General features: G+C 70.3%; 26 protein-coding genes and 2 tRNA genes. 7 read left to right on the forward strand and 21 right to left on the reverse strand.

Annotation, left to right across the window (positions count from 1 at the left end):
- Positions 1–46: 46 nt before the first annotated feature.
- The 5 genes from ABZ342_RS08315 to ABZ342_RS08335 form a co-directional block, all read right to left on the reverse strand.
- Positions 47–886, reverse strand: a complete 840-nt coding sequence (locus ABZ342_RS08315; protein ID WP_360470192.1) for an SAM-dependent methyltransferase — start codon at positions 884–886, stop codon at positions 47–49.
- A gap of 136 nt (positions 887–1022) precedes the next feature.
- Positions 1023–2117 carry a hypothetical protein gene (locus tag ABZ342_RS08320; protein WP_360470194.1) on the reverse strand — a complete coding sequence of 365 codons (1095 nt, stop codon included), beginning with the start codon at positions 2115–2117 and terminating at the stop codon, positions 1023–1025.
- 46 nt (positions 2118–2163) lie between these two features.
- Positions 2164–2526, reverse strand: a complete 363-nt coding sequence (locus ABZ342_RS08325) for a DUF4180 domain-containing protein (RefSeq protein ID WP_155545581.1) — start codon at positions 2524–2526, stop codon at positions 2164–2166.
- Positions 2523–3377 carry an alpha/beta fold hydrolase gene (locus tag ABZ342_RS08330; RefSeq protein ID WP_360470197.1) on the reverse strand — a complete coding sequence of 285 codons (855 nt, stop codon included), beginning with the start codon at positions 3375–3377 and terminating at the stop codon, positions 2523–2525. The genes ABZ342_RS08325 and ABZ342_RS08330 overlap by 4 nt, the downstream gene beginning before the upstream one ends.
- On the reverse strand, positions 3374–3802 hold the full coding sequence (locus ABZ342_RS08335) for a helix-turn-helix domain-containing protein (protein WP_360470201.1): 429 nt from the start codon (positions 3800–3802) through the stop codon (positions 3374–3376). The genes ABZ342_RS08330 and ABZ342_RS08335 overlap by 4 nt, the downstream gene beginning before the upstream one ends.
- A 157-nt stretch (positions 3803–3959) precedes the next feature.
- On the opposite strand from ABZ342_RS08335, the gene ABZ342_RS08340 reads away from it, so the two are divergent.
- Entirely contained in the window at positions 3960–4376 is a 417-nt protein-coding gene (locus tag ABZ342_RS08340) for a hypothetical protein (protein ID WP_360470204.1), read from the forward strand.
- Between the two features lie 52 nt (positions 4377–4428).
- On the opposite strand, the gene ABZ342_RS08345 is transcribed toward ABZ342_RS08340, so the two are convergent.
- The 3 genes from ABZ342_RS08345 to ABZ342_RS08355 all read right to left on the reverse strand — a co-directional run bounded on the left by ABZ342_RS08345 (position 4429) and on the right by ABZ342_RS08355 (position 6935).
- Positions 4429–4590 carry a hypothetical protein gene (locus ABZ342_RS08345; RefSeq protein WP_155545577.1) on the reverse strand — a complete coding sequence of 54 codons (162 nt, stop codon included), beginning with the start codon at positions 4588–4590 and terminating at the stop codon, positions 4429–4431.
- A gap of 124 nt (positions 4591–4714) precedes the next feature.
- Positions 4715–5257, reverse strand: coding sequence for a type 1 glutamine amidotransferase domain-containing protein (locus tag ABZ342_RS08350; protein ID WP_155545576.1), 543 nt, complete (start codon positions 5255–5257; stop codon positions 4715–4717).
- A gap of 124 nt (positions 5258–5381) precedes the next feature.
- On the reverse strand, positions 5382–6935 hold the full coding sequence (locus ABZ342_RS08355) for a SpoIIE family protein phosphatase (RefSeq protein WP_360470208.1): 1554 nt from the start codon (positions 6933–6935) through the stop codon (positions 5382–5384).
- Between the two features lie 139 nt (positions 6936–7074).
- Here ABZ342_RS08355 and ABZ342_RS08360 point away from each other — a divergent pair, with 139 nt between their 5' ends.
- Positions 7075–11736 (forward strand): HAMP domain-containing protein, encoded by a 4662-nt coding sequence (locus ABZ342_RS08360; RefSeq protein ID WP_360470260.1) that lies wholly within the window; start codon positions 7075–7077, stop codon positions 11734–11736.
- Here the strand turns inward: ABZ342_RS08360 and ABZ342_RS08365 are convergent.
- Positions 11688–11761 (reverse strand) — tRNA-Gly (locus ABZ342_RS08365). The two genes, ABZ342_RS08360 and ABZ342_RS08365, sit on opposite strands and share 49 nt — an antisense overlap.
- A gap of 79 nt (positions 11762–11840) precedes the next feature.
- Between ABZ342_RS08365 and ABZ342_RS08370 the strand changes: the two genes are divergently transcribed.
- Positions 11841–11914: transfer RNA gene (locus ABZ342_RS08370), tRNA-Pro, on the forward strand.
- A 159-nt stretch (positions 11915–12073) separates the two neighbouring features.
- On the opposite strand, the gene ABZ342_RS08375 is transcribed toward ABZ342_RS08370, so the two are convergent.
- From ABZ342_RS08375 to ABZ342_RS08400, 6 genes are all read right to left on the reverse strand, one after another.
- A complete protein-coding gene (locus ABZ342_RS08375) occupies positions 12074–12220 on the reverse strand; it encodes a hypothetical protein (RefSeq protein ID WP_360470211.1) in 147 nt (48 codons plus the stop codon).
- 11 nt (positions 12221–12231) lie between these two features.
- Positions 12232–12630 (reverse strand): hypothetical protein, encoded by a 399-nt coding sequence (locus ABZ342_RS08380; RefSeq protein WP_360470214.1) that lies wholly within the window; start codon positions 12628–12630, stop codon positions 12232–12234.
- A gap of 603 nt (positions 12631–13233) precedes the next feature.
- A complete protein-coding gene (locus ABZ342_RS08385; protein ID WP_360470216.1) occupies positions 13234–14316 on the reverse strand; it encodes an alpha/beta hydrolase in 1083 nt (360 codons plus the stop codon).
- Positions 14309–14884, reverse strand: a complete 576-nt coding sequence (locus tag ABZ342_RS08390) for an NAD(P)-binding domain-containing protein (RefSeq protein ID WP_360470219.1) — start codon at positions 14882–14884, stop codon at positions 14309–14311. The genes ABZ342_RS08385 and ABZ342_RS08390 overlap by 8 nt, the downstream gene beginning before the upstream one ends.
- 62 nt (positions 14885–14946) lie before the next feature.
- Positions 14947–16146: an MFS transporter gene (locus ABZ342_RS08395; protein ID WP_360470221.1), complete on the reverse strand. Its 1200-nt coding sequence runs from the start codon at positions 16144–16146 to the stop codon at positions 14947–14949.
- Entirely contained in the window at positions 16143–16826 is a 684-nt protein-coding gene (locus ABZ342_RS08400; RefSeq protein WP_360470224.1) for an SDR family NAD(P)-dependent oxidoreductase, read from the reverse strand. The genes ABZ342_RS08395 and ABZ342_RS08400 overlap by 4 nt, the downstream gene beginning before the upstream one ends.
- Before the next feature lie 131 nt (positions 16827–16957).
- On the opposite strand from ABZ342_RS08400, the gene ABZ342_RS08405 reads away from it, so the two are divergent.
- A complete protein-coding gene (locus ABZ342_RS08405; protein WP_360470228.1) occupies positions 16958–17611 on the forward strand; it encodes a helix-turn-helix domain-containing protein in 654 nt (217 codons plus the stop codon).
- Positions 17612–18099: 488 nt separating this feature from the next.
- Positions 18100–18999 (forward strand): pentapeptide repeat-containing protein, encoded by a 900-nt coding sequence (locus tag ABZ342_RS08410; protein ID WP_360470231.1) that lies wholly within the window; start codon positions 18100–18102, stop codon positions 18997–18999.
- Here the strand turns inward: ABZ342_RS08410 and ABZ342_RS08415 are convergent.
- Both ABZ342_RS08415 and ABZ342_RS08420 read right to left on the reverse strand, forming a co-directional pair.
- Positions 18966–19769 carry a haloalkane dehalogenase gene (locus tag ABZ342_RS08415; RefSeq protein WP_360470233.1) on the reverse strand — a complete coding sequence of 268 codons (804 nt, stop codon included), beginning with the start codon at positions 19767–19769 and terminating at the stop codon, positions 18966–18968. The two genes, ABZ342_RS08410 and ABZ342_RS08415, sit on opposite strands and share 34 nt — an antisense overlap.
- Positions 19766–20545, reverse strand: coding sequence for an NAD(P)H-binding protein (locus ABZ342_RS08420; RefSeq protein WP_360470236.1), 780 nt, complete (start codon positions 20543–20545; stop codon positions 19766–19768). Before ABZ342_RS08420 ends, ABZ342_RS08415 begins: the two co-directional genes overlap by 4 nt.
- Positions 20546–20597: 52 nt before the next feature.
- Between ABZ342_RS08420 and ABZ342_RS08425 the strand changes: the two genes are divergently transcribed.
- Entirely contained in the window at positions 20598–20984 is a 387-nt protein-coding gene (locus ABZ342_RS08425; protein WP_360470238.1) for a helix-turn-helix domain-containing protein, read from the forward strand.
- Here the strand turns inward: ABZ342_RS08425 and ABZ342_RS08430 are convergent.
- The 4 genes from ABZ342_RS08430 to ABZ342_RS08445 all read right to left on the reverse strand — a co-directional run bounded on the left by ABZ342_RS08430 (position 20951) and on the right by ABZ342_RS08445 (position 24583).
- Positions 20951–21541 (reverse strand): hypothetical protein, encoded by a 591-nt coding sequence (locus ABZ342_RS08430; protein WP_360470240.1) that lies wholly within the window; start codon positions 21539–21541, stop codon positions 20951–20953. The two genes, ABZ342_RS08425 and ABZ342_RS08430, sit on opposite strands and share 34 nt — an antisense overlap.
- A gap of 34 nt (positions 21542–21575) precedes the next feature.
- Positions 21576–23141, reverse strand: a complete 1566-nt coding sequence (locus ABZ342_RS08435) for a carbohydrate-binding protein (RefSeq protein ID WP_360470242.1) — start codon at positions 23139–23141, stop codon at positions 21576–21578.
- 114 nt (positions 23142–23255) lie between these two features.
- Positions 23256–23702 (reverse strand): nuclear transport factor 2 family protein, encoded by a 447-nt coding sequence (locus ABZ342_RS08440; protein ID WP_360470244.1) that lies wholly within the window; start codon positions 23700–23702, stop codon positions 23256–23258.
- Between the two features lie 5 nt (positions 23703–23707).
- Positions 23708–24583, reverse strand: coding sequence for a TIGR03619 family F420-dependent LLM class oxidoreductase (locus tag ABZ342_RS08445; RefSeq protein WP_360470247.1), 876 nt, complete (start codon positions 24581–24583; stop codon positions 23708–23710).
- A gap of 146 nt (positions 24584–24729) precedes the next feature.
- On the opposite strand from ABZ342_RS08445, the gene ABZ342_RS08450 reads away from it, so the two are divergent.
- Positions 24730–25575 (forward strand): hypothetical protein, encoded by an 846-nt coding sequence (locus tag ABZ342_RS08450; RefSeq protein ID WP_360470249.1) that lies wholly within the window; start codon positions 24730–24732, stop codon positions 25573–25575.
- Positions 25576–25678: the final 103 nt, after the last annotated feature.

Genomic DNA, 25678 nt, shown 5'->3' on the forward strand with positions numbered 1-25678 from the left:
GCGGGAAACAGTGTTCTAACCCTGTTTCCCACTCACGACCCGGGCGTCACTGCTTGCGGGCCACGCCGCCCAGCGTGAGGAAGTTCAGCTCGCTCAACGGGTGGATCCGGGGGCCGTCCGGCCACCACTCGTGCAGGTAGACCAGCCCCGGCCGGAGCAGTTCCGTGCCGTCGAAGAACTCCGTGATCTGCTCCCGGGTGCGGAACACGCTCCCCAGCCCGGTGCCCTGGAAGCTCGTCTCCAGCAGCCGCGCCAGCTCCTGGCGGGGCGAGTCCTCTTCCGGGTCGAAGTTGTGCGTGAGCAGGAGGAACGAGCCGGGCGCGAGCGCCGCCACGTACTCCGCGACGATCGACTTCGCCCGCTCGAAGTCGTCGATGTGGTGGATGATCGACGTCAGGATCAGCGCGACCGGCCGCGTGAAGTCGAGGTACTCCTTGACGACCTCGTCGGCCAGCGTCTCCGCCGGCCGGGTCAGGTCGGCGCCCGTGACGTGGGTCAGGTAGTTCTCTTCGAGCAGCGCCCGGCCGTGCACCTGCACGACCGGGTCGTTGTCGACGTACACGACCTGCGCGTCCGGGTTGTACCGCTGGGCCACCTGGTGGGTGTTCTCCGCCGTCGGCATGCCGGAGCCCAGGTCCAGGAACTGGTCGATGCCGCGCTTCCCGGCGAGGAACCGGACCGCGCGCACCAGCCAGTCGCGGTGCTCCTTCGCCATCGTGCGCGCGCCGGGCGCGATCGCCAGCAGCCGCCGCATCGCTTCGCGGTCGACCTCGTAGTGGTCGTGCCCGCCCAGCAGCGCGTCGGACAGCCGGGCCAGGCTCGCCTTGGAGAAATCGAGGGACGCCGAACCGCCCTCGGTTCCGGACCGCAGGTCGCCAGGCGTCATCGACTGTTCTCCCTCGTCTGTGGAGCCGGCCCCTGCCCGGGTCCGGCCACCTGTGTCCGGCAACGGACAGTGCTCAGACTACGACATGCCGTTCACCAAGTGAACCGGGCCGAAGGGCCTTGCCTGCCAGGGACAACTACCCGATCGGCTGTTCGCGCCAGTTGTGTCCGCCATCCGTGGTCCGGTACAGCGCGGATCCGCCGTCGGCGTCCGGCTGGCCGTCGACGACCACGCCGGTACCGCCACCGGGGAAGTCCAAATCGGTCAGGCTGAGCCCGCGGTCGGCGAGCACCGTCGTCGTCCAGGTGCGGCCGCCGTCGGCGGTGCTGTGCAGGAACCCGGTCCCGCCGCCCTCGGCCGCGACCGTCGCGGACGACGGCGACGCCGCGCCGAAGCCCTGCGTGATCCCGGCGAACGGCGCCGCGTCACCCCCGCTGAACGTCCCGCCGAGCTTCGCCGCGTGCCGCAGCCGCCGCTCGGTCGACCCGGGCTGCGGCGAGCCGGGGCTGCTGCTGCACAACGCCACGACCTGCCGGTCCCGCACCCCGGCGAGCGAGGCGACCGACCCGGCCGGGCACGGCGGCTCGGCCGGGGTGAAGCGGACGCCGTCGCGCGAGGTCCAGTACTTCTCGGTGCCGTAGTCCGCGCCGAGCGCGACCTGCAGGCCACCGCCGACGGCCAGGTCGCCGTAGGTGATCCCACCGGCGGCCGCGAAACCGGGCACCGGGACCAGCACCGGCGAGCCGGCGGCGCCGGAGTACAGGCGCGTCGAGCCGTGGCCGTCGCCGAAGGTGGTGAGGACGGCGAAGACCCGGCCGGCGGTTTCGGTGATCTTCGAGAGGTAGTAGGGCTCCCGCGCGCCGGCCAGGCCGACCGGGTGCCAGCTCTTGCCGCCGTCGCGCGTCGTGCGCACGTGGACGCCGTCGCTGACGTACGCGACGCGGTCGCCGGTGAACGTCAGCGCGACGTGGTTGTGGTTGTCCGGCAAGGCCATCGGCGGCGCGCCGAGCCGGCGCCAGTGCGCTCCGCCGTCCGTGGTGCCCAGCAGGGCCGGGCACCACGACTTCCCGCACGGCGAATATCCCAGGACATAGCCGGTGTCCGGGCCGGTCCAGCTCGTCGAAGCGGGCCGGAACCCCCTCGGGACAACGGTTTCCGCGGTCGCGGGCGAAGCGGACACGGCCAGGAGGGTGAGGACGGACGCGAGCAGCGCCGGGATTCTCATGATCACCTGGACGTGCCGCGCGGGACGGGGTTGCCCGTCCCGCGCGAGGTTTTCACCGCGCGGCGGCCAGCCGGGCGTCGAGCTCCGCCAGGTCGGCCACGAACCAGACGCTCCGGCCGCGGTTCGACTCCCGCACGACGTCCCGGAAGGCGGTGCTCGCCTCGACGTGCGCGCGGACGTCGCCGAGCAGCACCAGCCGGAAGCCGTACTGGACGATCTTCGAGAAGAAGTGCCCGATGAGCTTGGCGTGCATGTCGAAGAACCGCGCCGGGAACCGCTCGACCGGCACGACGAGGACGTCGGCCGCGTGGCCGTAGGTGGCGCCGACGAGGTCGACGGCGTCCTGCTCGGTGGACAGCTCCGGCCCCTCGGACGGTACGAACCACACCCCGGTGCCGTGGCGCTGGTCGATCACGATCCTTCTCCCTTCAGGAACTCCGCGGTGGACTCCGCCCAGCCGGGCAGGAAGTGCCCGGCGCCTTCGGCCAGCCGGACGTCGGCGTCCGGGCGGGCCCGTCGCAGCTTCGCGGCGGCGTCGCGCTGGTCGAGCAGGACGTCGTGCGCACCGAAGTGGGCCTGCACCGGCATCGCCAGCGCGCGCAGCCGCTCGACCGCGACGACCGGGATCGGCTCCAGCCGCGGCTTGAAGTGCTCGAACGTCGCCAGGGTGAACTCGCCGACCGCGTGCCGCCCCGGATCGGCGGGGCTGCCCTTCGCCACCATGGCCAGCGACCGCCGGCGGCCCCACGCGCCGAACCGGCTGTACGCGGCGAACTTCAGCAGGGGCGCGACCCGGCGGCGGCCGATCCCGGACGGGTTGACCAGCACCAGCGCCGTGACCCGCTCCGGCCGGCGAAGCGCGTGGTCGAGCGCCCACCAGCCGCCCAGCGACGTGCCGAGGAAGGCCGCCCGCGGCAGTTCGAGCGCGTCGAGGACGTCGTCGAGCCACTCGGCGTAGGCCGGCGACCCGAGCGGCGGCCGCGCTTCGACCGTCCGGCCCGGCTCCCCGGGAGCGTCGACGGCGTGCACGCGCAGGTGCTCCGCGAGCGTCGCGATGTCGGGCAGCCAGTGCGCGGCCGTGCCACCGGAACCCTGCAGCGCGACGACCGGCGGCGCGCCCACCGGGCCGGAGACCACGGCGAAGGTGTCCCCGAGGCGGGTCTTCAGGGTGTGCGTCTCGTGCGGCACCGGCCACTGGCCGAGCAGGGCGTCGTAGCGCCGCCGGACCGCCTCGGCGCCTTCGGCCGAGCGGTAGACGGTGGTCATGTCAGGCCCTCGGTGAACGACGCGACGAAGCGCAGCAGGTCCGCACCGGCGGCGAGGTCGCCGAGCACGATGATCTTCATGGTCGCGCGCTCCTTGTCGTAGATGGTCTCGACGCGCAGGGGTCGTTCACCCCCGTCCCGCGGCCCGTTCACCGACGCGACGACGACGGTGGCGATCCGGTCGGCCGTCGCCCGGTCGACGCCGCTGACCTCGGCGACGCTCGAAAGTTCGGCCACGGGCCGGTCCGGCCGCGGTTCGGCCACCGGCAGCCCGGTGAACGCCTCGAGGTCGTCGGCGGCGATCCGGTACTGCTTGCCGATCCGGACCGCCTTGAGCCGCCCGTCCCGCACGTAGTTGCGGACCGTCCGGACGTGCAGCCCGAGCTTCGCGGCGACCTGCTCGACGGAGAAGACCTCCTGCGCCATGACCCTCCCTATGTTCCTCAAACTACCCTACCATCTCCACATTCAGGGAAGTTTTGGGAACCTGCGGTTCGCCCACCCGGGGTGCGGGTATTCCCCGGTGTTGGTCCCGCTCGCCCAGATACGTCCACATCGGACAGTCGAAAGGACGGCGACGTCGATGCCGTATCCCCCGCCCCCCGAGCCGAACGAATCGCCGTACGAGCCGGCTCCGGCCGAAGAAATCGTGGAGCGCACTCACCCACGCATCCGGATCGTGCGCACGGTCAACGCCCTCATCCACCTCGTGTGCGCGGTGTTCGCACTGGTGCTCGCCATCCACATCGTGCTGGTCCTGGGCGAAGCGAACATGGCGAACGGCTTCGCGCACATGATCAACGAGTGGTCGTCGGGTGTCTCCCTAGGCTTGCGCAACCTGTTCACGCCGGATTCGGCCAAGTTCGCGACGTTCCTGAACGACGGTCTCGCGGCGGTGATCTGGCTGGTCATCGGCGCGATCCTGACCGACGTCATCACGCGCATCGGCGTGCCGGGCCCGAGGCGGGTCTGGTACCGCCGCCGCAGCTACTACGGCTGACGTGCGAGAAGCCGCCCCGGTCGTGACCGGGGCGGCTTCTTCGTGCGCTGGGTCAGCTCTGCGGCTGTTCGGCGACCGGTTTGACGGGCTCCGGTTCCGGCGGCGCCGGGACCTCGGCGGTGTCGGCCGGCCGGGGAGCGGGGACGCCCTGGGCGGCGACCACATCGAAGTGCTCCCGGCACCAGCGGCCGTAACGGCGGGCCTGCACTGTCATGGTGTCCACCTCCTCTCCACGGGCGATCCTGGTCACACTCCCAGCGTCCTCCGCCGGGGCGCCGAAAGCCAACAGATTTAAGCCGGACTTAAGGACACGACCGAGTGAACGTCCACAAAGGACGTCAGACGGCGAACTCGCGCACGACCGCGCGGCAGAACGCCGGCAGGTCGTCGGGGTTGCGGCTCGACACCAGGCCGTTGTCCACCACTACCTCTTCGTCGACGACGGTGGCACCGGCGTTACGCAGGTCGGTCCGGATGCTGGGGTACGACGTCAGCGTGCGGCCACGCACGACGTCCGCTTCGACCAGCGTCCACGGACCGTGGCAGATCACCCCGACCGGCTTGCCCGCGCGCACGAAGTCGCCGACGAACCCGACCGCTTCGCCGTTCGTCCGCAGGTTGTCGGGGTTCATCGTGCCGCCCGGCAGCAGCAGCGCGTCGAAGTCGCCGACGCCGACGTCGGCCACCTTCCGGTCGACCGTGAACCGGTCGCCCTTGTCGATGTCGCCGTTCATCGCCTGGATCTCGCCGGTGTCCAGGGACACCAGCTCCACCGTGGCGCCCTCGTCGAGGACGGCCTGGCGCGGCTTCTCCAGCTCGACCTGTTCGACGCCGTCCGCGGCCAGGATCGCGACGCGGCGGCCTTGCAGTGCGTTCGCCATGAGACTCCTTCGTCGAGATCAATGCACGAAGGAATTACCCCCTCCGGAGGCGGTCAAACGCGGTCCACAAAGGACTGTGTCAGGCCGGGGCTTCGCCACCCGGAACCCCCGCGAGGACGGTCGATCAGTCCGAGCATTCGATGGCCAGCACGGCGATGTCGTCGTGGCCCGAGCTGCCGAGCCAGTCGCGCACGGCCTGGCGCAGCCGCCGCACGACCTCGCGGGCCGGCTGGCCGGCCGCGGTCGCCAGCACCGCGCGCAGCCGGTCGTCGCCGAACAGCTCCGTCTGGTCGTGCCGGTTGCGGGCCTCGGTGATGCCGTCGGTGTAGAGCAGGCAGACGTCGCCGCGCTCCAGCCGCACCTCCGCCTCGGCGAACCGGGCCTGCGGCGAGATCCCGACCAGCGTCCCGGGGACGGTGACCTCCTCGACCACGCCGCCGCGGCGGACGATCAGCGGCGCCGGGTGCCCGCCGGAGGCCAGCGTCAGGCCGACGCCGCCGTCCGACGGCCGGGCCGTGCCGAGCACCAGCGTGGCGAACCGGCTGCTGCCGCCGGCGATGAGCAGCTCGTTGAGCAGCCGCAGCAGCGTCCGGCCGTCGCGCTCGACCATGGCGAGCGCGGTCAGCGCGTGGCGGACCCGGCCGGTCAGCGCCGCGGCCTCCGCGCCCTTGCCGCAGATGTCCCCGAGCACCAGGAACGCGCTGCCGTCGTCGTGCGGGAGGACGTCGTAGAAGTCGCCGCCGACCGCGAGCACCCCGGCGGCCGGCTCGTACCAGGTCTCGAACCGGGCGCCGTCGAGCTCGGGCGGGTCGACCGGGCGCAGCGTCGTCTCCAGGCCGCGCGTGGCCTCCTCCTGGCGGGCGTAGCGCTGCGCGTTGGCCAGCGCCGTCCCGGCCGCCTTGGCGAACTCGGCGACCGCGCGGCCCTGCTCGGCGCCGAACTCCGGGTCCGCCTTGCGGCCCAGCAGCAGCGCGCCGGTGACGCCGGAGCCGCTGTTCGGGCCCAGCGACACCACCGCCACCTCGGCGTGGCCGGCGAACCGGTCGGCGACGACCGGGGGCAGGGTGGCCACCTCGGGCGCGGGCACCGGGGCCGACCGGGGCTTGCCGGTGGCCGCGAACGTCGCCGCCAGCACCGGCGCGACCTGCGCCGGGACCCGGCGGATCCGGCCGTGGCCGTGCGCCGACGGGCGCTCGCAGCTCCACCACTCCCACCGGCCGCGGGTGGTCGGCAGCAGCACGAAGACGGTCTCGGCCAGCGCCGAGGAAGCCAGTTCGGCGATCACCCGCGCGGTGCCGTGCCGCCCGCGCGCGGCGGCCAGCCGGGGGCCGGCCTCGGCGAGGAAGTCGCCCACGTGCCGCTGCGGGACGTCCTCCGCGGGCACGGTCCAGGCGTGCCAGCCGCCGGGGAGGGCCCGGATCCGGGCGGGACGGCGGTTGCCCGCGACCTCGACGTGTCCGGAGGTCTCGGCGATCGGGTGCAGCCGCGGCTCGCCACCGCCGGTCAGCGTCCGCGCGGCCGGGTTCGCCCAGCGCAGCACCCCGTCGGTGTCCTGGAGGAACACCGCGTCGCGGACGTCTTCGAGGACGGCCCGCCCGAAGGCGTCGAAGCCCGGCGGTGCGTCCTCACCGGTCAACGGCGGCAGGGCCGCCGAGGCCGGAGCCGGACGTGACACCATGCACGGACCTCCTGCCTCCGGACTGCTATCGCACGGCTACCGCGTGAGCGGGCGGACTGGCTCGAAGTGTAGGGCGAATCATGACACGCTGGGTCGAGGACCATGGCTGGCGCATGCGTGGTGGAGAGGGTCGGCACACATGACAACGGAATCCCAGAGCGAGGCGGCGGCGCTGGAGCGGCTGCTCGTGGCGGTGCGGGATCTCGGGGACGGCAACTTCCGCCGGCGGCTCGTCCCGCACGGCGACGGCATCTCGGCCCAGCTCGCGGTCGCGTTCAACGACATCGCCGAGCGCAACCAGCGGCTGGTCAGCGAGCTGCTGCGGGTGCGCGCGGCCGTCGGCCAGGACGGCAGGCTCAGCGAGCGGGTGGAGGCCGAGGTCGGCCCGGGCGGCTGGACCACCGCCGTGGAGAGCGTCAACGGCCTGGTCGAGGACCTCACGCGGCCGACGATCGAGCTGGACCGGGTGCTCGGCGCGGTCGCCGAGGGCGACCTCTCCCAGCCGATGACCATGACGCTCGACGGCCGCCCGCTGCAGGGCGCGTACGCGACGCTGGCGAAGACGGTCAACGGCCTCATCGCGCAGCTGTCCCGCTTCGCCGCCGAAGTGACGAGGCTCTCCGGCGAGATCGCCGGTGAGGGACGCCTCGGCGGCCAGGCGGTCGTCCCGGGCGTGTCCGGCACCTGGCGCGACCTGACCGACTCGGTCAACGGGATGGCCGACAACCTCACCGACCAGGTCCGCAACATCGCCCAGGTCACCACCGCCGTCGCGCGCGGCGACCTGACCCAGAAGATCACCGTCGACGCCCGCGGCGAGATCCTCGAGCTCAAGAACACCATCAACACCATGGTCGACCAGCTCTCGTCGTTCGCCGACGAGGTCACCCGCGTCTCCCGCGAGGTCGGCTCCGACGGCAAGCTCGGCGGCCAGGCCCAGGTCGCCGGCGTCGCCGGGACGTGGCGCGACCTCACCGACTCGGTCAACCAGATGGCCGACAACCTCACCGACCAGGTCCGCGCGATCTCGCTGGTGGCGACCGCGGTGGCCAACGGCGACCTGACCAAGAAGATCGACGTCGACGCCCGCGGCGAGATCCTCCAGCTGAAGAACACGCTCAACACGATGGTCGACCAGCTCTCGGCGTTCGCCGGCGAGGTCACGCGCGTGGCGCGCGAGGTCGGCAGCGAGGGCAAGCTGGGCGGGCAGGCCGAGGTGGCCGGCGCGGCCGGGACGTGGCGCAGCCTCACGGACTCGGTCAACGGAATGGCCGACAACCTCACCGACCAGGTCCGCAACATCTCGCACGTGACCACGGCCGTGGCGAAGGGCGACCTGACCCAGAAGATCACCGTCGACGCCCGCGGCGAGATCCTCGAGCTCAAGACCACGATGAACACGATGGTCGACCAGCTGTCCGCGTTCGCCGACGAGGTCACCCGCGTCGCCCGCGAGGTCGGCACCGAGGGTCAGCTGGGCGGGCAGGCGCAGGTCCCGGGCGTCGCCGGCACCTGGCGCGACCTCACCGGGTCCGTGAACTTCATGGCGAACAACCTGACCACCCAGGTCCGCAACATCGCCCAGGTCGCCACGGCGGTCGCGCGCGGCGACCTGACGCAGAAGATCGCGGTCGACGCGCGGGGCGAGATCCTCGAACTGAAGACGACGCTCAACACGATGGTCGACCAGCTGTCCGCGTTCGCGGACGAAGTCACCCGAGTGGCGCGCGAGGTGGGCACCGAAGGCAAGCTCGGCGGCCAGGCCACCGTGCCCGGCGTGGCCGGGACCTGGAAGGACCTCACCGACAATGTCAACTTCATGGCGAACAACCTGACGGACCAGGTCCGGAACATCGCCACGGTGACGTCGGCGGTCGCGAAGGGCGACCTGACCCAGAAGATCTCGGTCGACGCCCGCGGCGAGATCCTCGAACTCAAGACCACGCTCAACACGATGGTCGACCAGCTCTCCGCCTTCGCCGACGAAGTCACCCGCGTCGCCCGCGAAGTCGGCACCGAAGGCAAGCTCGGCGGCCAAGCCACCGTCCGCGGCGTCGCGGGCACGTGGAAGGACCTCACCGACAACGTCAACGTCATGGCCACCAACCTGACCGACCAGGTGCGCAGCATCGCCACCGTCGCGGCCGGCGTGGCCAACGGCGACCTGTCGAAGAAGATTTCGATCGTCGCGCAGGGCGAGGTCGCGGCGCTGGCCGAGACGCTCAACGGCATGGTCGAGACGCTGCGCGCGTTCGCCGACGAGGTCACGCGCGTCTCGCGCGAGGTCGGCACCGAAGGCATCCTCGGCGGCCAGGCCCGCGTGCCCGGCGTCGCCGGGACGTGGAAGGACCTGACCGAGAACGTCAACTTCATGGCGCACAACCTGACCAGCCAGGTGCGCAACATCTCGCAGGTGACCACCGCGGTCGCCAAGGGCGACCTGACGAAGAAGATCGACGTCGACGCCCGCGGCGAGATCCTCGAGCTCAAGACCACGATGAACACGATGGTCGACCAGCTGTCGGCGTTCGCCTCGGAGGTCACGCGCGTGGCGCGCGAGGTCGGCACCGAGGGCAAGCTGGGCGGCCAGGCCGAGGTCGACGGCGTGTCCGGCACCTGGCAGCGGCTCACCGAGAGCGTGAACCAGCTGGCCGGGAACCTGACCACGCAGGTCCGCGCGATCGCGCAGGTCGCGACGGCGGTGACGGCGGGCGACCTGACCCGGCACATCGCGGTCGACGCGTCCGGCGAGGTCGCCGACCTCAAGGACAACATCAACCAGATGATCGCGAACCTCAAGGAGACGACGAGGACCAACCGCGAGCAGGACTGGCTGAAGACGAACCTCGCGCAGCTGTCGGGCCGCATGCAGGGGCACCGCGACCTGGCCTCGGTCGCGGCGCTGATCCTGTCCGAGCTGGCCCCGCTGGTCCGGGCGCAGCAGGGCGCGTTCTTCCTGGCCCGCGACGACGACCGCGACGGGACGGTGCTCGAGTGCATCGCCGCGTACGGCCTCGCCCAGTCCCGCGCCGGCCTGCGGTTCGCGATCGGCGAGTCGCTGATCGGGCAGGCCGCCGTCGACCACCGCACGATCCTGGTCCAGGACGCGCCGCCGGAGTACGCGCTGGTGTCGTCCGGGCTCGGCTCGGCGTCACCGGTCAACCTGATCGTGCTGCCGGTGCTGTTCCAGGGCGAGGTGCTCGGGGTGCTGGAGCTGGCCTCGGTCAACGAGTTCAGCACGGTCCACCAGGACCTGCTGGAGCAGCTGCGGCACACGATCGGCGTCAACGTCAACACGATCCTGTCCAACTCGCGGACCGAAGCGCTGCTGACGGAGTCGCAGCGGCTGGCCCAGGAGCTGCGGGCGCGGTCGGAGCAGCTGCAGGCCCAGCAGGGCGAGCTGCGGCGGTCCAACACCGAGCTGGCCGAGAAGGCGGCGCTGCTGGCCCAGCAGAACCGCGACATCGAGGTCAAGAACAGCGAGATCGAGCAGGCGCGCCAGGAGCTGGAGGAGCGCGCCGGGCAGCTGACGGTGGCGTCCCAGTACAAGACCGAGTTCATGGCGAACATGTCGCACGAGCTGCGCACGCCGCTGAACAGCGCGTTGATCCTGGCGAAGCTGCTGTCGGAGAACCCCGAGGGCAACCTCACCGAGAAGCAGATCCAGTTCGCCAGGACGATCTACGCGGCGGGCTCCGACCTGCAGCAGCTGATCAACGACATCCTCGACCTGGCCAAGGTCGAAGCGGGCCGGCTCGACATGCAGATGACCGACATCACGCTGCCGGAGCTGGTGGACTACGTCGAGTCGCTGTGCCGGCCGCTGACGGCGGACAAGGGCCTGGAGTTCGCGGTCCACATCGACCCGCCGGTGCCGGGCAGCGTCCACACCGACGAGCACCGCCTCCAGCAGATCCTCCGGAACCTGCTGTCGAACGCGGCGAAGTTCACCGACGAGGGCCGCGTCCGCCTCCACATCCGCGCAGCGGACCCGGCGGAGGTGGAGCAGGAGGCCCTGCGGAACGCGCCGGGCATCATCGCGTTCGCCGTCGAGGACACCGGGATAGGGATCCCGGAGGAGAAGCTCGCGGTGATCTTCGAGGCGTTCCGCCAGGCGGACGGCACGACGAGCCGCAAGTACGGCGGCACGGGCCTGGGCCTGAACATCAGCCAGCAGCTGACCGAGCTGCTGGGCGGCGAGCTGCGCGTGGTGAGCGAACCGGGCGTCGGCTCGACGTTCACCCTGTACCTCCCGGTGGCGGCGGCCAACCTGGTGGACCCGGCGGTGACGGCGCTGTCATCGCCGAGGCTGCCCCCGGTCCCGAGCACGGTCCTGGTGGCCGCACCCGACGTCACCCCGAAGCGCTTCCACGGCGAAAAGGTCCTCATCGTCGACGACGACCTCCGGAACGTGTTCGCCCTGGCAGCGGTCCTGGAGCAGGCGGGTCTGGAGGTCGTCTACGCGGAGACGGGCGTGGACGGAATCCGGGCATTGGAGCGCAACGAGGACACGGCACTGGTGCTGATGGACGTGATGATGCCCGAGCTCGACGGCAACGCGACGATCGCGGCCATCCGAGCCGAGGCGGCCAACGCCGACCTGCCGGTGATCGCGGTAACGGCCAAGGCCACCCAGGAGGACCGAGCCCGCACCCTGGCCAGCGGCGCGGACGACTACATCACCAAGCCGGTGGACACGGACAAGCTGCTCGACGTGATCGCAGCGTCGCTGGAGGCGGACGCTGCGCCCTTTGGAGCGGGTGACGGGAATCGAACCCGCGTAGCTAGTTTGGAAGACTAGGGCTCTACCATTGAGCTACACCCGCGTGCCCCCAGAGGTACCCGGGTGCACGGCCAGCTTAGCGTGACCCGCTAGGCTGACCACACACCCCCCTGGGGGTGTCACGGGATGTGGCGCAGCTTGGTAGCGCATTCGCTTTGGGAGCGAAGGGTCGCAGGTTCAAATCCTGTCATCCCGACCCGGGTTCGAGGCTTGGCTCCGCCTTCGCCTCTTACCCTCCTTCTCCTCTCCCGGGGGGCGACCCCCCGGACCCCCCACGGTGCCTCTGCCTCCGGTCCGTGGTCTGCCGTGGCCAGCCATGACCGAGTACCGCGTTCTGCTGCCCGAGCAGGTACTGTCAGCCGAGGAAGACCGAGGCGAGGTCGTTGTCGAAGCCGACGCCCGCCAATTCGGCGACGTCACCGTTGATCACCAGCGACTTGCCCTTGCAGTCCTTCTCCGACCACGGCTTCAGCGCGCCGGACGCCGAAAACGATGACGTCACGTTCGCCCGAGCTACGTTCCTGCAGCCACTTCCGCTGACGCCCTGCGACGCGCCGTTGTCACTGAAATTCGCGAACCATCGTCACGCTTGACCACGCCCACAGCCGACCTCTTCACGCCGGCGAGGAAGACCTTGGTGCCGCGTTCGACCGTGACCGGCGGCCAGGTGACCGCACAGTCGCCGTTGCACACCGACTTCGATGGCTCAGCGTCGTCCTTGTCGAACCGGTACAACGTCAACCCAGCACCGTTGACTACCACAAGGTTTAGCGCGCCGGCTTTGCTCGCCCGCAGTTCCACCCACTTCCGTGCGTCATTCTTGGACGCTGTGTTCGGAGTGCCGTCCGAGCCCGTGGCCCAGTCGCCGGTGCGCTCCTGTGCGTTGTTCGACTTGGCCGTGCCGGACAGCATCGCGAGCCCTTCGGGGCCGGCGTCCGCGGAATGAGCGACCGGAGCGTCACCAGTGGCTGGAGGGTTGCCGGCACATGCTGTCAGGGCCAGGAGTCCAGCCGACATGAGAGCAGCCAAGGACAGAACAGGTTTGCGAATCACCGTTCGGGCCGCTCTCGCCGCGACCGGTCGGCGCGCCGACACTGCAGAACAGAGCGTCGGGATCCGCGAACAGCTCGTCGAGGGTTCGCTCGGGGAAGTCACGATCTCCACCGAAGCGCGATCGGTGGCACGCTGCCATAAGCGCACGGTCCGGATTCATAAGAATTCGGACGACAGTCATCGACGATCTCGATCAAGGGGCCGGCCGAGGGCTGGCCACTTGCGGGCGAGCAGGCCGGCGACGATCGCCGCGGTGTCGGCCCGTTCAGGTCGCGGACCCGGCGCACCGTCGCCATGTCCACTCCGGACCTGCGCAGGAGGCCGGCCGTGTGGACGTACGGGGCGGTCCACCCGTGTTTTCCGGCAGCGACCACGTGAAGCCCTCGACGGGCTCCCGCATATCGGTGAAGTCGAGGCCCGGGCGGTTGTCCGCCCGGGCCTCGTGGACTTGCCGCGGACCGGTCAGGAGACCGGGTAGAACTTGTCGATTTCGGAAACGACCAGCTCGGGGCGCTCCTCGGTGAGCCAGTGGCCGGCCCCCGGCACCGCGGTACCGGTCGCGGCGGGAGCGGCGTCCTTCATCGACTGCTGCGACATGGTGACCCACTTCGGAATCAGATCCATGCTCAGCAGACGCACCGGGATGGTCAGCGGCTTCTGCATCAGCACCGCGTTGTCCTCGTCGACCGCCGGCCAGTCGCGGTAGAAGTCCATGCCGTTGTGCAGGACCTGCGGTCGTGAGTAGACCCGCGTGTACTCGACGAGGCTACGAGCGGGAATCGGCTGCGGCAACCTCGAGACCAGCGGGTAGAAGTTCCTCAGGAAGTAATCGACCCGCCCGGTCAGCAATCCCTCGGAGAACGTCTGCTGGTTGAAGGAGAAGTGGAACGCCAGCGGCACCAGATCGTCGAACGTCAAACTCTTGCCCACCAGGGCGAAGTCCAGGTTGAACAGGCCGGCGACCTGCTGACGGTACCGGGCAGCCACGGCGTAGGCGACACCCACACCGATGTCATGACTGACCAGCTGCACGTCGCGCTTCAGGCCCAGGCGGTCGAGCAGCAGGTGGATGTACTCGGCCATGACGTTCGTCGTCATCGAGCGCGGCGTACCGGTCGAGTCGCCCAGCCCCGGCTGGTCGATCGCGATGACGGTACGGCCAGGGAGCAGTTGCGGCATGATGCCGTGGTAGGCGTACCAGCTCTCCGGCCAGCCGTGCAGCAGCACCATCGGGTTCGGTCCGTGACCGCCGATGACGTAGTGCATCTGAACGCCGTTGATCGTGGTGAAACAATGCCGGAACGTCCGGTTGAACTCGGCGTCCTGCCGAGTCGCCGCATCGTAGTCACGGCTGAGCGGACGCTCCGCGGCCACACAGGCCGGCGCGCTGGAAACCGTGGCCGACGCCGATACCGGCGCCGGCGTATTCGCGGAGACGCTGATCGTGCTGCCGACCAGGGTGACGGCAGTCAGTACCGCGACGCCGACGATGACGGCGAGCCGTCGGAGCCGAGAAGATTTCCGGGGCACAGCAGGCTCATCCACAAGCCGAGTCCTTTCTGTTCATGGTGATCGCGACGTCGCGGCTCATCGGAGAACGCGTTGTGCGCATTGCAGGTTTTCGAGGAGCTCTGCTCGGCTTTGCCCGTCGACGTGGTGACGCCACATCGGCGTGCCGGGGGCGCTGCGCCACGACTCGCTCAGCGGGCTGTTGTCGACCGCGTCGAACCCGAGGTCGTTGTAGAACCTTCGAGGCAGGCAGCTGCTCCTGACGCAACTCGTGAATCGTCTTGAGACCGGAGTCGACGTCGGGATGGTTCCCGTCGCGCCGGCTCAGGTAGTTGTTGGTGTCGAGCACGACCTTCCCCGCGAGTTCCTCGACCGGCAGCCGGTCCGCGGGTCCGTACGGGAATGCCGTGACCGCGATATCGGCTGCCGCGGCGGCCTGCGCCGCGTGTGCGGCGCGCGCCCGCGGGCCCAGCCGGGCGACCAGCTCCCGCAGTGTTTCGGGGGCTCGCGAATTGGCTATGACGACGTCGTAGCCGGCCGCGATCGAGGCGCGGGCGAGCGTGCTTCCCGCCTGGCCGGCACCGAGAATGCCAACGGTAGTCATGAAAACTCCCCACTTCGAGACCGATCCGGCCTCGGCCGTCCAGGCCGGGCGACGTGTGAACGTCAGCGCCGCCGCCGCAGGGACACCAGCACGGCGGCACCCACGACGGCTGCGACACCACCGGCCGCCAGCGGTGCCCCGGCCGACACTCCGTCGACCAGAAGGCCGCCACCGACCGCACCGAGCGCTATCCCGATGTTGCACACCATCACGATGAGCCCGCCCATCTGCTCCAACCGGGCCGGCTCGCTCCTGGCGCCCCAACTCAAGACCGTGGTCGGCACACCGCCGAATCCGAAGCCCCACACCGCGGCGGCGGCGAACAGGCCGACGAACGAGCCTCCGGTCAGGTACATCATGAGCATCCCGGCGCCCAGCGCGGCCGGGAACAACACCATGCCCACCCGCGGGGCCCGGTCGGCGACAGGGCCGCTGAGCACCGTGCCCACCAGGCCGGCGACACCGAAGACGACCAGCAGCACGGCGAAGCCGGCGCCGTCGATGCCGGACAGGCTCTGCGCGGCGATCCGGACATAGGTGAATCCGGTGAAGTGGCCGCCGAAGGCCAGCAGGAGCGCGAACAGACCGGCCAGGACGACACCGGAGCGCAGGACCGCCCCGAACGCACCCAGCGCGCTGGCCGTTTCGGGCGCGACGCTCCGCAGCGTCGCCGCCTGCGCGACCACGGCGAGTACGGCAACGCCGGCAGCGAGGAGAAAAACACCACCCCAGCCCCACTCGCCGCCGAGCCAGGCGCCGAGCGGCACGGCGGCGACGGTGGCGGCCGCGACGCCGGAGTTGATGACGGTCAGGGCTCGGCCGACGTGGTCCGCGGGCACCAGTTTCGCGGCCATCGCGGTGGCCATGGCCCAGAAACCCCCGATGGCCGCGCCCAGCAGCAGACGGGCGCCCAGCAACACGGAGAAGTTCGGGGCCAGGGCCACGATCAGGTCGGAGGCGGCGGCCAGCAGGGTGAGGCCGATCATGACGCGGCGCCGGTCCGCCGTCGGCAGGACCACCGAGACGAGCAGCGCCGACAACACCGCGGCGAAGGCAGTGCTGCTGACGGCCTGACCCGCCGTACCCTCGGAAATCCGCAGATCGCCGGCGATGACCGGCAGCAGGCTCGCCGGCAGGAACTCCGACATGACGATCGCGAAGATCCCCAGACTCAGTGAGACGACGCCGGCCCAGGACGGGCGTACCCCCGCCTCGCCGCTCCGGGTGGTTGCCGCGCGCGGCGCTTCGGTGCGCGCGCTCACCACGGCAGGTGTCCGGCCTCGTCCTGGAGGGTGCCGGTCGGGCCGGACGCGTCGAGGGTGGCCAGGCGTACGACGACTCGGGCGCTCTGCTCGACCGGTCGCCCGATGCCGTACGCGGCGGTCATGTCGGTGGCGGTGGTGCCCGGCTCGACGGCGTTGAACTTGATGCCCGGCTGGAGCTTGGCGTACTGCACCGTCAGCATGGTCGCTGCCGACTTCGACGCCGCGTACAGCGCGAGCGGCATGGCGGATTCCGGTCGCTCGGGGTTGTTCACCGCCCAGAACGATCCGAGGCTGCTGGAGACGGTGACGACGTTCGGGTTGGCGGACTTGCGGAGCAGGGGCAGCGCGGCCTCGGTGACGCGGACGATTCCGACCGCGTTCGTGTCGAAGGAACGCAGCGCCGCCGGGCTGTCGAGCGTGGTCTCCAGGACGCCGGCGTTGTGGACCAGGACGTCGAGGCGGCCCTCGGCCGCGTCGATCGTGGCCAGCGCCTCGCTGACCGAGGCGTCGTCCGTCACGTCCAGCCGGACGAACCGCACCCCGAGCTCGGCGGCGGCCTTCTCCCCGCGTTCGGTGTCACGCGCGCCGAGGTAAACCGTGTGTCCCAGCTGCAGCAGCTGCCGGGCGGTCTCGTAACCGATGCCCTTGTTCGCGCCGGTGATCAGTGTGACAGTCATGCCTCTCCCAAAGCCGTGCGGACGCCGAACCCCTGTTTTGTACCGTTCGGTAGGGGCGACGCTAACAAGCTTTTGTACCGATCGGTAGGTGAGCTGGATCATATTTTGTACCGAACGGTAGAGTGCAGTCCATGAGCACGAACTCGCCGACCACGGGACGACCACGGGCCTTCGTCACCGAAACGGCCCTCGACCGCGCCGCCGAGGTCTTCTGGCAGCGCGGCTACGAGGGCGCGTCGCTGAGCGCCCTGACCGCCGCGATGGGCATCAACCGCCCCAGCCTCTACGCCACGTTCGGCAGCAAGCAGGAGTTGTTCAGACGCGCGTTCACCCGCTACCACGATGCACAGGTGGCCACCGCCCGCGCCGCGCTCGACCAGCCGACCGTGTACGCGTCCGTCGAGGCGTTCCTGCGCACCGGTGCCGACGGCATCACCGCCGCCAACCACCCACCCGGCTGCCTCTCCATCCAGGGTGGCCTGGCCTGCGCGCCGGAAAACGCCCCCATCTCCGAGGCACTGGCCACCGGCCGCGCCGACACCGAGACCGCGTTGCGGGAACGCATGTCCCGCGCGGCGGCGGAGGGCGACCTCCCGGAGGGCGTCGACCCGCGCGCGCTTGCCCTTTTCGTCATGGCGCTCAGCGAAGGCCACGCCGTCCACGCCGCCGCCGGCGCCAGCCGCGCCGACCTCCACGCCTCCATCGACGTCGCCATGCGCGCCCTGCCCCTCCCCCAGCCGCCGGCAAGCCCACCGCCCACCACCACACCGACGTCGCACCCCTGAACGCCCGTCTCGGCCGGCCAGGGTGCTGGTGTGACCTGCTGTGGCGGCGAAAGTGGAGCAGGTCCGTCCGCGGCGGGCAGCGTTCGCCGCTGAGATGCCGGGCAGGTTGACGCGGGCGGATCAGCGAGCGAAAGTCGATGCGGCCGGTGGCGCGGCGACTCGGGGCGGATCACCAACAGCTTCAGCTTGTCCACCACCTCGCCGAGGAATCCCGTAGGGACTCGGTCGAGAAGTTCGGTAACGCGGGCAATTTCGGCGTCCTACCGAAGCAGGACGGTTTTCCGGTCACCGAAGAAAGTCGATCCCCGGATAGGGTGTCGCGAGCACACGGGTGGGCGGGTGGGAGGCGCGACGCGATGGGTGGGTTCGAAGACCGGTTTCCGCCACTCCCCGGCCATCCTCGGCGGGATGAGGTCGCTCCTGAGCCGCCGCGGCGGCGGTGGCTCGGTGCTCGGACCGGGCTTCCTTTGCTTGCTCTTGGTGTCGTTGTGGCGTTCGTCGTCCTGGGGCCGCGGTGGATTCTCGACTGGGATCTCGGCGGTGCGGGGAGCGGCGATCGGGCCAAGGCCGTCACCGATGTCCGGGAAAGCCTGCTCAAAGCCTTCGGTGGACTGGCGGTCATCGCCGGGGCCACGGCCACCTGGCGGCAGCTGAAGCTCAACCGCCACAGCCAGGTCACCGATGCCTTCTCCGCCGCCATCACCCAGCTCGGCGATCCCGTTCTCGACGTACGGCTCGGCGGGATCTACGCACTCGAACGGATCGCCCGCTCCTCCCCTGCCGATCTCCGCGCCGTCGAGGAGGTGCTGTGCCTGTTCGTCAAGAACCGCCCGTGGGGCACGGACGTCGACATCGCCGTTGTCGTGCTCGGGCGGCGGGAAACCCGGAAACCGATCAGGCCGGTGCAGCTGGACCGGGTGAAACTGCCGGAAATCCGGCTGCGGTTCGCCGTCCTGCCCGAAGCGGACCTGCACTTCGCCGACCTCAGCGGTGCCGTCCTCTACCGCGCGGACCTCACCCGCGCCGATCTCACCGGAGTTTCCCTCAAGGGCGCTGTGCTCGTGGAAGCCTCGCTGTACCAAGCAGACCTGCGGGACGCGGTGCTCACCGGCGCTCTCGCCGAGGGAGTCGACCTGCGCGGCGCCGATCTGAGCCGGGCGGATCTCACCGGGGCGCGGCTCACCCGGGCCAAGCTGACGGACGCCGATCTGCGTGCGGCCGATCTGACGGACGCCGAGCTGACCGGGGCGGTCGTCGAGGGCGCCTACGTCGACGCCTCGACGACCTGGCCCGAGGGCTTCGAACCCGAAGGGGTGGTCAGCCGGGACGACCTGCCGCCCATCCGGCCGCGGGACTACGACGAAGCCACCCGGCCCACCGGGAGCTGAGTCAGCCACGCCGCCACCGTCGAAGCGATCAGCTCCGGCTGCTCCTCCGGCGTGTGGTGGCCCGCCACCACGGGATGGTGGACCACCTCGAGCGCCGCGAAGTTCGACGACATCCAGTCGATCATCGGCGGGGTCAGCATTGTGTCGAAACCCGGGTCGAACGTGATCAGGAGCTTCGGTACCTCCGGAGACGAGGCCAGCCAGCCGTCGAACGCCTCTATCCGCGACACCACCTCGGGCGGCTCGCCTCCCAATGGCATCGACTGGGCCCAGCGCAGCAACGGGATCCGGGACTTCGGGTTCGGGTACCTGCCTTCGTACTCCGGTGGGAGCGACTTCAGGAACATGTCGATCATCGGGTCGCCGGCGCCGGGGGTCTTGAGCGCGCGGAACACCTCTGCTCCTGCCGGTGGGAACTCCTCCCACGTCATCGGCTTCAGGACTGCCTCGGTGAATGCCAGACCGCGGACCCGTGACGGGTGTCGTGATGCCCAGTCCGCGGCCAGTGCTCCTCCCCAGTCGTGGCCGACCAGGACCACGTCGGACAGGTCCAGGGCGTCGAACCACTCGTCCAGGTGACGCGCGTGGTCGTCGAACGAATACTCGATGGACGGCCGGGGCGATGAGCCCATGCCGATCAGGTCCGGGGCCAGCCCGCGGCCCGGCACCGACGGCATCACGTTGCGCCACAAGTACGATGATGTCGGGTTTCCGTGCAAGAAAACCACCGGAGTGCCGGTTCCGGACTCCACAGAGGACAGAGTCGTCACTTGAACGCCGCCGCGTTGCGCGTTGCCCAGTCGGCGAACGGGCGTGCCGGGCGGCCCAGTACCCGCGTGACGTCCGGGCTCACCTGCTGCTCGTCGGGCGTCGGGGAGCCCAGGATGTTCAGCGTCGCCTCCGCCACCTCTGGGGGCATGAACGCCAGCATGGCCGAACGGGCTTCCTCGCGCGTCTGCGAGATGAACTCGACCGGCTCGCCCAGGGCCGTGGCGATCGACGCCGCCTGGTCGCGCGGAGACACCGGGGCCGGGCCCGTCAGTTCGTACGTCCGGCCGGCGTGTGAGGGATCCACCAGGACCGCTGCCGCCACCGCCGCGATGTCCGAGGGGTCGATCACCGGCAACCCGACGTCGCCGAACGGGGCCGCCAAAACGCGGGAAGTACGCACGCTTTCCGCCCACTGCAACGCGTTCGACGCGAACCCGCCCGGCCGGAGGATCGTCCACGGAAGACCCGCTCCGCGGACCGCGTCCTCGAAGTGCGCGGGGTGGCGGCCTGTTCCGACGCCCTGCGAGGACAACAACACCACTCGCGCTCCGGCTGCCTCCTCCAGCACCGGCTCCAGCGGACCTCGGAAGTCCGGTGGGAGCAGCAAAAACACTGCCGACGCACCCTCGAACGCCGGGCGCAACGATGGTGCGTCCGACAAGTCGGCCCGGATCGGGCCTCGACGGGACACGGCCCGCACTTCTTCGCCCGCTGCTGTCAGGGCCTCCACCAACGGCCGTCCGATGTTTCCCGTCGCTCCGGTCACTACGATCATGGGAACGACGCTACATTCCGACGTATAGTAGGTACCTAGAGGAAAGTATTGGATGGAGGCGCCGGAAGTGACCGAGACCACACCCGAGCTGGCCTGCCCGATCGCCCCCATCGTCGACATCGTCTTCAGCCGGTGGACGACGCCGATCCTGTGGGCGCTCAACGAATACGGGCGCCAGCGGTTCGTCGAGCTGCACCGCCGCATCGCCACCATCACCCCGAAGGTGCTCACCCAGCGGCTGCGGCAACTGGAGCGCGACGGCCTGGTCACCCGGACCTACCACGCCGAAGTCCCGCCGCGGGTGGAGTACGAGATCAGCGAACTGGGCCGCAGCCTCGGCCCGATGTTCGCCACACTCGCCGAGTGGTCACCCAACCTCGCGAAGGTCGCGGACGCCCGCGCGGACTACGACGACCGCTCGCGCAGCTCCGCCAGGTAGTCCTCGGCCGCGGCGACGTCGGACGCCGCGGCCGACTCCCGTTCGCGCGCGAGCGCCGCCGAGAGGATCTTCACCGCCTGGCCCACGTCGCCGCGGGAATCCCCTTGGACGACCGCGTTCTCCAGCGCCTTGCCCAGTTTCGTGGTCGCCGCCTCCCCCCGCGTACCGGGCGGCGGGACGATCCGGATCCAGTTCCCACCCGGATCGACCACGCTGAACCCGGTGACACCACCCATGTTCTTGCGGGCCCGGGGCCGCGTCATGCGCGGGATCCCGGCCACCAGGAGCTTGCCGCGCGCCGCGCGCATCCCGGCGGCGAACGCCTCGAACAGCGCGGCGACGTCCGGCACCACCACCAGGCAGGTCCCGTAGGACTGCTCCGCGTCGAACCCCGCCATCCCGAAGAAGTGCAGGTTCAGGTCCTCGCGGCACAGCGCCACGTACGGGTTCGGGCGGAGCTGACGGTAGGTCCGCTCGAACCCGAGCATGGCGTAGAACTCCGCGATCTCGTCGATGTCTCCGCAAGGCAGCAGGGGAATCGTCACTTCACCGGCCATGGCCCCCTCTTCTCGTATGCCGTACGAGAAGAGGCTAGCGCGTCACGTCCAGGTAGTCGAGGTTCGCCGGGCCGTCGGCGGACGTCGCGGTGAGCCGGATCGCGTGCGTGCCGTCGCCGAGCGCGAGGGCGCGGGTCACCGTGCTCCACGTCGTCCACGCGCCGGTCGCCGGGAACGGCACACCCGTGGCCACCACCGTGCCGTCGACCGCGATGTCCACCGGGCGCGCCGCCGTCGTGCCGTTCGCGTAGCCGAACGTCAGCGCCGACGCCGGTCCGGTCACCTGCCACTCGACGTAGCTGCCGACCGCGTTGGCGCCGTTCGCGAAGCCGGTTCCCGAGAAGCCCGCGTGGTTCGAATCGATCGTGCCGCCCGCCGACAGGGTGGCCGACTCGGCTTCGTAGCGAGCACCGCCGGCGCGGGAAACCCGGTACAGCACCGTCGCGTGCGAGGGCACCGACGCGCTGATCGTCCCCGAGGTGGTCCGGACCGCCTTGCTCCACAGGTCTTTCAGCGTGTACGACGACGCGCTGCCGATGCCCGTCGCGGACGCGGTCGTGCTGATCGTCGCGGTGGACGCCGTTTCGTTGGACAGCGCCACCGCGCGGTCGCCGTTGGCGAGGACCTTGCTGTAGACGACCAGGCCGGCGTTCGAGCTGAGCACGGTCGCCTGCTTGCCCAGCGGGTCCTGGTCGAGCGCGATCACGTCGGTGTTCTTCAGGATCGAGAAGCTGTCGTCGGAGACCTTCCGCAGGTCACTGCCGATGAGCAGCGGCGCGGCCATCATCGCCCAGAGGCTGAAGTGCGTGCGGTACTCCGCCGCGGTCATGCCGCCGTTGCCGACCTCCAGCATGTCCGGGTCGTTCCAGTGACCAGGGCCGGCGTACTGCGCCAGACCGCGGTTCGTCTGAGCCTTGCCGATCATGCTCGACCACTTGTCGGAGATGTCGCCGGTGGTGCGCCACAGGTTGCCGACCGGGGCGGCCCAGGTCCACGGCTGGTTCTGGCCCCACTCGCAGATCGAGTACGCGATGGCGCGGCCGGACTTCGCGAGGGCGTCGCGCATCGCCTTGTAGCGCTGCTGCGCGTCGACGCCCTGGTTGTTGCAGTTGTCGTACTTCAGGTAGTCGACACCCCAGGAGGCGAAGAGGTTCGCGTCCTGCTGCTCGTGGCCGAGGCCGCCGGGGAAGCCCGCCTTGTTGCACGTCTTCGTGCCCGCGCTGGTGTAGATGCCGAACTTCAGGCCCTTGCCGTGCACATAGTCGGCGAGGGACTTGATGCCGTTGGGGAAGCGCGCGGGATCGGGCACCAGGTTGCCCGCCGAGTTCCGCGAAGGCAGCGCCCAGCAGTCGTCGATGTTGACGTACTGGTAGCCGACGTCCTTGAGGCCCTTGCTGACGAACAGGTCGGCGATACCTCTGATCATTGTTTCGTTGAAGTCCGCCTTGCACTGCGTGGAGTTCCAGTTGTTGAACCCCATCGGCGGCGTGCGCAGCAGCCCGTTCTCCAGGGCGGAAGCCGGGGTCTGACTCAGGACGGTGCCACTGGCCGCGAGCGCGAACGCGGCGACCGCGACCGCCGTGCGCCGGAAGAAGGACATGCTTGCTCCCTGGTGAGACATCGGAGGTCTACACCAGTTAGTAAAGAGACCTGCCTAACCGGACGTCAAGAGATCATGTATCAGATATGAAATTGGGGTTCCGCTGGCCGGGACCTACTCGCTCACCTGCCGGGCCGTCGCCATCGCCCGCTCGGTCTCCCAGAACGCCCTCATCGACGTGATCAGGCCGTCCTCGCCGACGCGGTAGACGAACACCCCGTCCGTGTCGACGCGGTAGCCGCCCGGCAGGTACGTCGTGATCGTGCCGACGTTGGCGCACTCGTCGCCCGCCGCGTGGGAGTCGCGGATCGTGAACTCGAAGCGCTCCACGTTGCCGATCGTCTTGTCCCAGAACGCGCTGATCCCGTCGCGGCCGTGGTGCCCTTTGCCCTCTTCGTCGAAGAACGACGGCCCGACCGGGTCTTCCACGACGCCGTCGGGCGCGAACAGGTCCAGCCACGCCTCCTTGTCCCCCGCCGTCACCGCGGTCATCGACGCGAACGCCGCGCGCCGCGCGGGCGGCTGCTCCGCCGACGTGTCCCAGCTGACCTGCACGCCCATGCCCGTCACTCCTCGAACTTCGCGATGATCTCGGCCCCGAACTTGTGGATCGCTTCGAGCTTCGGCCCGACCGGCGCGTCGAACCCGACGCCGTCGAACACCCAAGGCATGGTGATGATGTCGGTGACGCCGGCCTCGGCCTGCTCGTGGTAGCCGTCGAGACCGAACTTGTCGATGCAGACGGCCTGGTACTCGAACGGGTCATCGGCGCGGCCGCGCTCGGCCAGCAGCTCCTTGAGCCGGACGATCGTCGTGCGCAGCTCCTCGAGCTTCATCATCGCCGACGACCAGCCGTCGGCGACGCGGGCCGCGCGCTTCAGCGCGACCTCGGTGTGGCCGCCGATGTAGAACGGGACGCGCGACGGCGGCGCCGGGCTCATCTGGATCTTGTCGAAGTCGTAGAACTCGCCGTGGTACTCGACCATGCCGCCGTCGAGGATCAGCCGGAGGACGTCGATGGCCTCGTCGACGCGCTTGCCGCGCCGCTCGAACGGCACGCCGCAGTACTCGAACTCCTGCGGCAGCCAGCCGACGCCGAGCCCGAGGCCGAACCGGCCGCCGGTGAGCACCGCCGCCGAGCCGACCTGGCGCGCCAGCAGCACCGGGTTGCGCGAGCCGAGCTTCAGCACCGACGTGTAGAACTCGATGCGGCTGGTGACCGCGCCCATCGACGCGGTCGCGACGAGCGGGTCCACCCAGGGTGTCTCGCCGGTCCAGAACCGGCTACCGTCGGGGGTGTACGGGTAGTCCGTGTCCACCGTCTCGGCGTAGAACAGTGAGTCCGGCAGGGCGATGGAGGCGAAGCCGGCCTCTTCGGCGGCCTGGGCGAGCTCGCCCAGCTGATCGAGCGGGTTCATCGCGATCGACAGGGTGAACTTCATACCACGGAACTATAACGTGTTCTAGTTTCTTCGGCCAGCCCGCGCGGTGGGCCGGATCACGTCCCGGGAACCCTCCGCGTAACGTCCGCGTTGTCCGGATCAAAGGTGACTTCCGGTCACCGGGCACCGAGTTCTGGGAGTGGTCCATGGGCACCGCGATCTTCCTGATCGTAGTCGTCGTCTTGATCGTCGGTGGCGGCCTCTACTTGTCGCGGCAGCGCGCCGCGGCCCGGCAGCGGGAACTGGACGACGCCAAGGCCGACGCCCGGCGCCTCGTCGAGCGGCTCGGCGGCCAGGTCCTGAACCTCAGCGGCAACGACACCGCGTCGATGCAGGCGATGGCGGACGCCGCCGAGCGCTACAACGCGGCCGGCTCGCAGATGGAGCAGGCCCGCACGATCGAGCAGGCCCGGCTGGTCAAGGACACCGCCGTCGAAGGCCTCTACTACGTCCGCGCCGCGCGCGTCGCGATGGGCATGGACCCGGGCCCGCAGCTGCCGGAGGAGGCCGAGCGCGAGCGCGCCGGCAAGGTCACCGAGCGCCGCGACGTCGACGTCGAGGGCCAGCACTACGCGGCCTCGCCCGACGCCGGCCAGGACACGCCGTACTACTACCCCGGTGGCCGCGTGGCCGGGCGGCCGGTGCCGCAGGGCTGGTACAGCGAGCCGTGGTGGAAGCCCGCGCTCGTCGCCGGCGCCTGGGGTCTCGGGTCGATGTTCCTGTTCAGCGCGATGTTCTCCGGCATGGGCGGCATCGCCAGCGCCGGCGCCTGGGAGTCGGGCTACGACGCGGGCCAGCAGGACGCACTCGAGTCCGGTGACGCGGGCGGCGACGGCGGTGGTGACGGCGGCGACATGGGCGGAGACATGGGCGGCGACGGCGGCGGAGACTGGGGCGGCGGCGGTTTCGACGGCGGCGGCTTCGATGGTGGGGGCTTCGATGGTGGGGGCTTCGATGGTGGGGGCTTCGACGGCGGCGGCTTCGACTTCTGACCAACCCCCGTCGTGAGTGGGAAACAGTGTTCTACCCGCGACGGCGACGCTGCGCAAGGACCGCCCCGAGGAGCGGACGTTGCTCGCCGCGCTGGCCCACCTG

It is taken from the genome of Amycolatopsis sp. NPDC005961 (assembly GCF_040629235.1).
GTDB lineage: Bacteria > Actinomycetota > Actinomycetes > Mycobacteriales > Pseudonocardiaceae > Amycolatopsis > Amycolatopsis camponoti.

Coding starts and splice junctions, on each gene's coding strand:
- ABZ342_RS08315 (WP_360470192.1), bottom strand. CDS start 886: ATGACGCCTGGCGACCTGCGGTCCGGAACCGAGGGCGGTTCGGCGTCC.
- ABZ342_RS08330 (WP_360470197.1), bottom strand. CDS start 3,377: ATGACCACCGTCTACCGCTCGGCCGAAGGCGCCGAGGCGGTCCGGCGG.
- ABZ342_RS08335 (WP_360470201.1), bottom strand. CDS start 3,802: ATGGCGCAGGAGGTCTTCTCCGTCGAGCAGGTCGCCGCGAAGCTCGGG.
- ABZ342_RS08340 (WP_360470204.1), top strand. CDS start 3,960: ATGCCGTATCCCCCGCCCCCCGAGCCGAACGAATCGCCGTACGAGCCG.
- ABZ342_RS08345 (WP_155545577.1), bottom strand. CDS start 4,590: ATGACAGTGCAGGCCCGCCGTTACGGCCGCTGGTGCCGGGAGCACTTC.
- ABZ342_RS08350 (WP_155545576.1), bottom strand. CDS start 5,257: ATGGCGAACGCACTGCAAGGCCGCCGCGTCGCGATCCTGGCCGCGGAC.
- ABZ342_RS08355 (WP_360470208.1), bottom strand. CDS start 6,935: ATGGTGTCACGTCCGGCTCCGGCCTCGGCGGCCCTGCCGCCGTTGACC.
- ABZ342_RS08360 (WP_360470260.1), top strand. CDS start 7,075: ATGACAACGGAATCCCAGAGCGAGGCGGCGGCGCTGGAGCGGCTGCTC.
- ABZ342_RS08380 (WP_360470214.1), bottom strand. CDS start 12,630: ATGCTGTCCGGCACGGCCAAGTCGAACAACGCACAGGAGCGCACCGGC.
- ABZ342_RS08390 (WP_360470219.1), bottom strand. CDS start 14,884: ATGACTACCGTTGGCATTCTCGGTGCCGGCCAGGCGGGAAGCACGCTC.
- ABZ342_RS08400 (WP_360470224.1), bottom strand. CDS start 16,826: ATGACTGTCACACTGATCACCGGCGCGAACAAGGGCATCGGTTACGAG.
- ABZ342_RS08405 (WP_360470228.1), top strand. CDS start 16,958: ATGAGCACGAACTCGCCGACCACGGGACGACCACGGGCCTTCGTCACC.
- ABZ342_RS08420 (WP_360470236.1), bottom strand. CDS start 20,545: ATGATCGTAGTGACCGGAGCGACGGGAAACATCGGACGGCCGTTGGTG.
- ABZ342_RS08425 (WP_360470238.1), top strand. CDS start 20,598: ATGGAGGCGCCGGAAGTGACCGAGACCACACCCGAGCTGGCCTGCCCG.
- ABZ342_RS08430 (WP_360470240.1), bottom strand. CDS start 21,541: ATGGCCGGTGAAGTGACGATTCCCCTGCTGCCTTGCGGAGACATCGAC.
- ABZ342_RS08435 (WP_360470242.1), bottom strand. CDS start 23,141: ATGTCCTTCTTCCGGCGCACGGCGGTCGCGGTCGCCGCGTTCGCGCTC.
- ABZ342_RS08440 (WP_360470244.1), bottom strand. CDS start 23,702: ATGGGCGTGCAGGTCAGCTGGGACACGTCGGCGGAGCAGCCGCCCGCG.
- ABZ342_RS08445 (WP_360470247.1), bottom strand. CDS start 24,583: ATGAAGTTCACCCTGTCGATCGCGATGAACCCGCTCGATCAGCTGGGC.
- ABZ342_RS08450 (WP_360470249.1), top strand. CDS start 24,730: ATGGGCACCGCGATCTTCCTGATCGTAGTCGTCGTCTTGATCGTCGGT.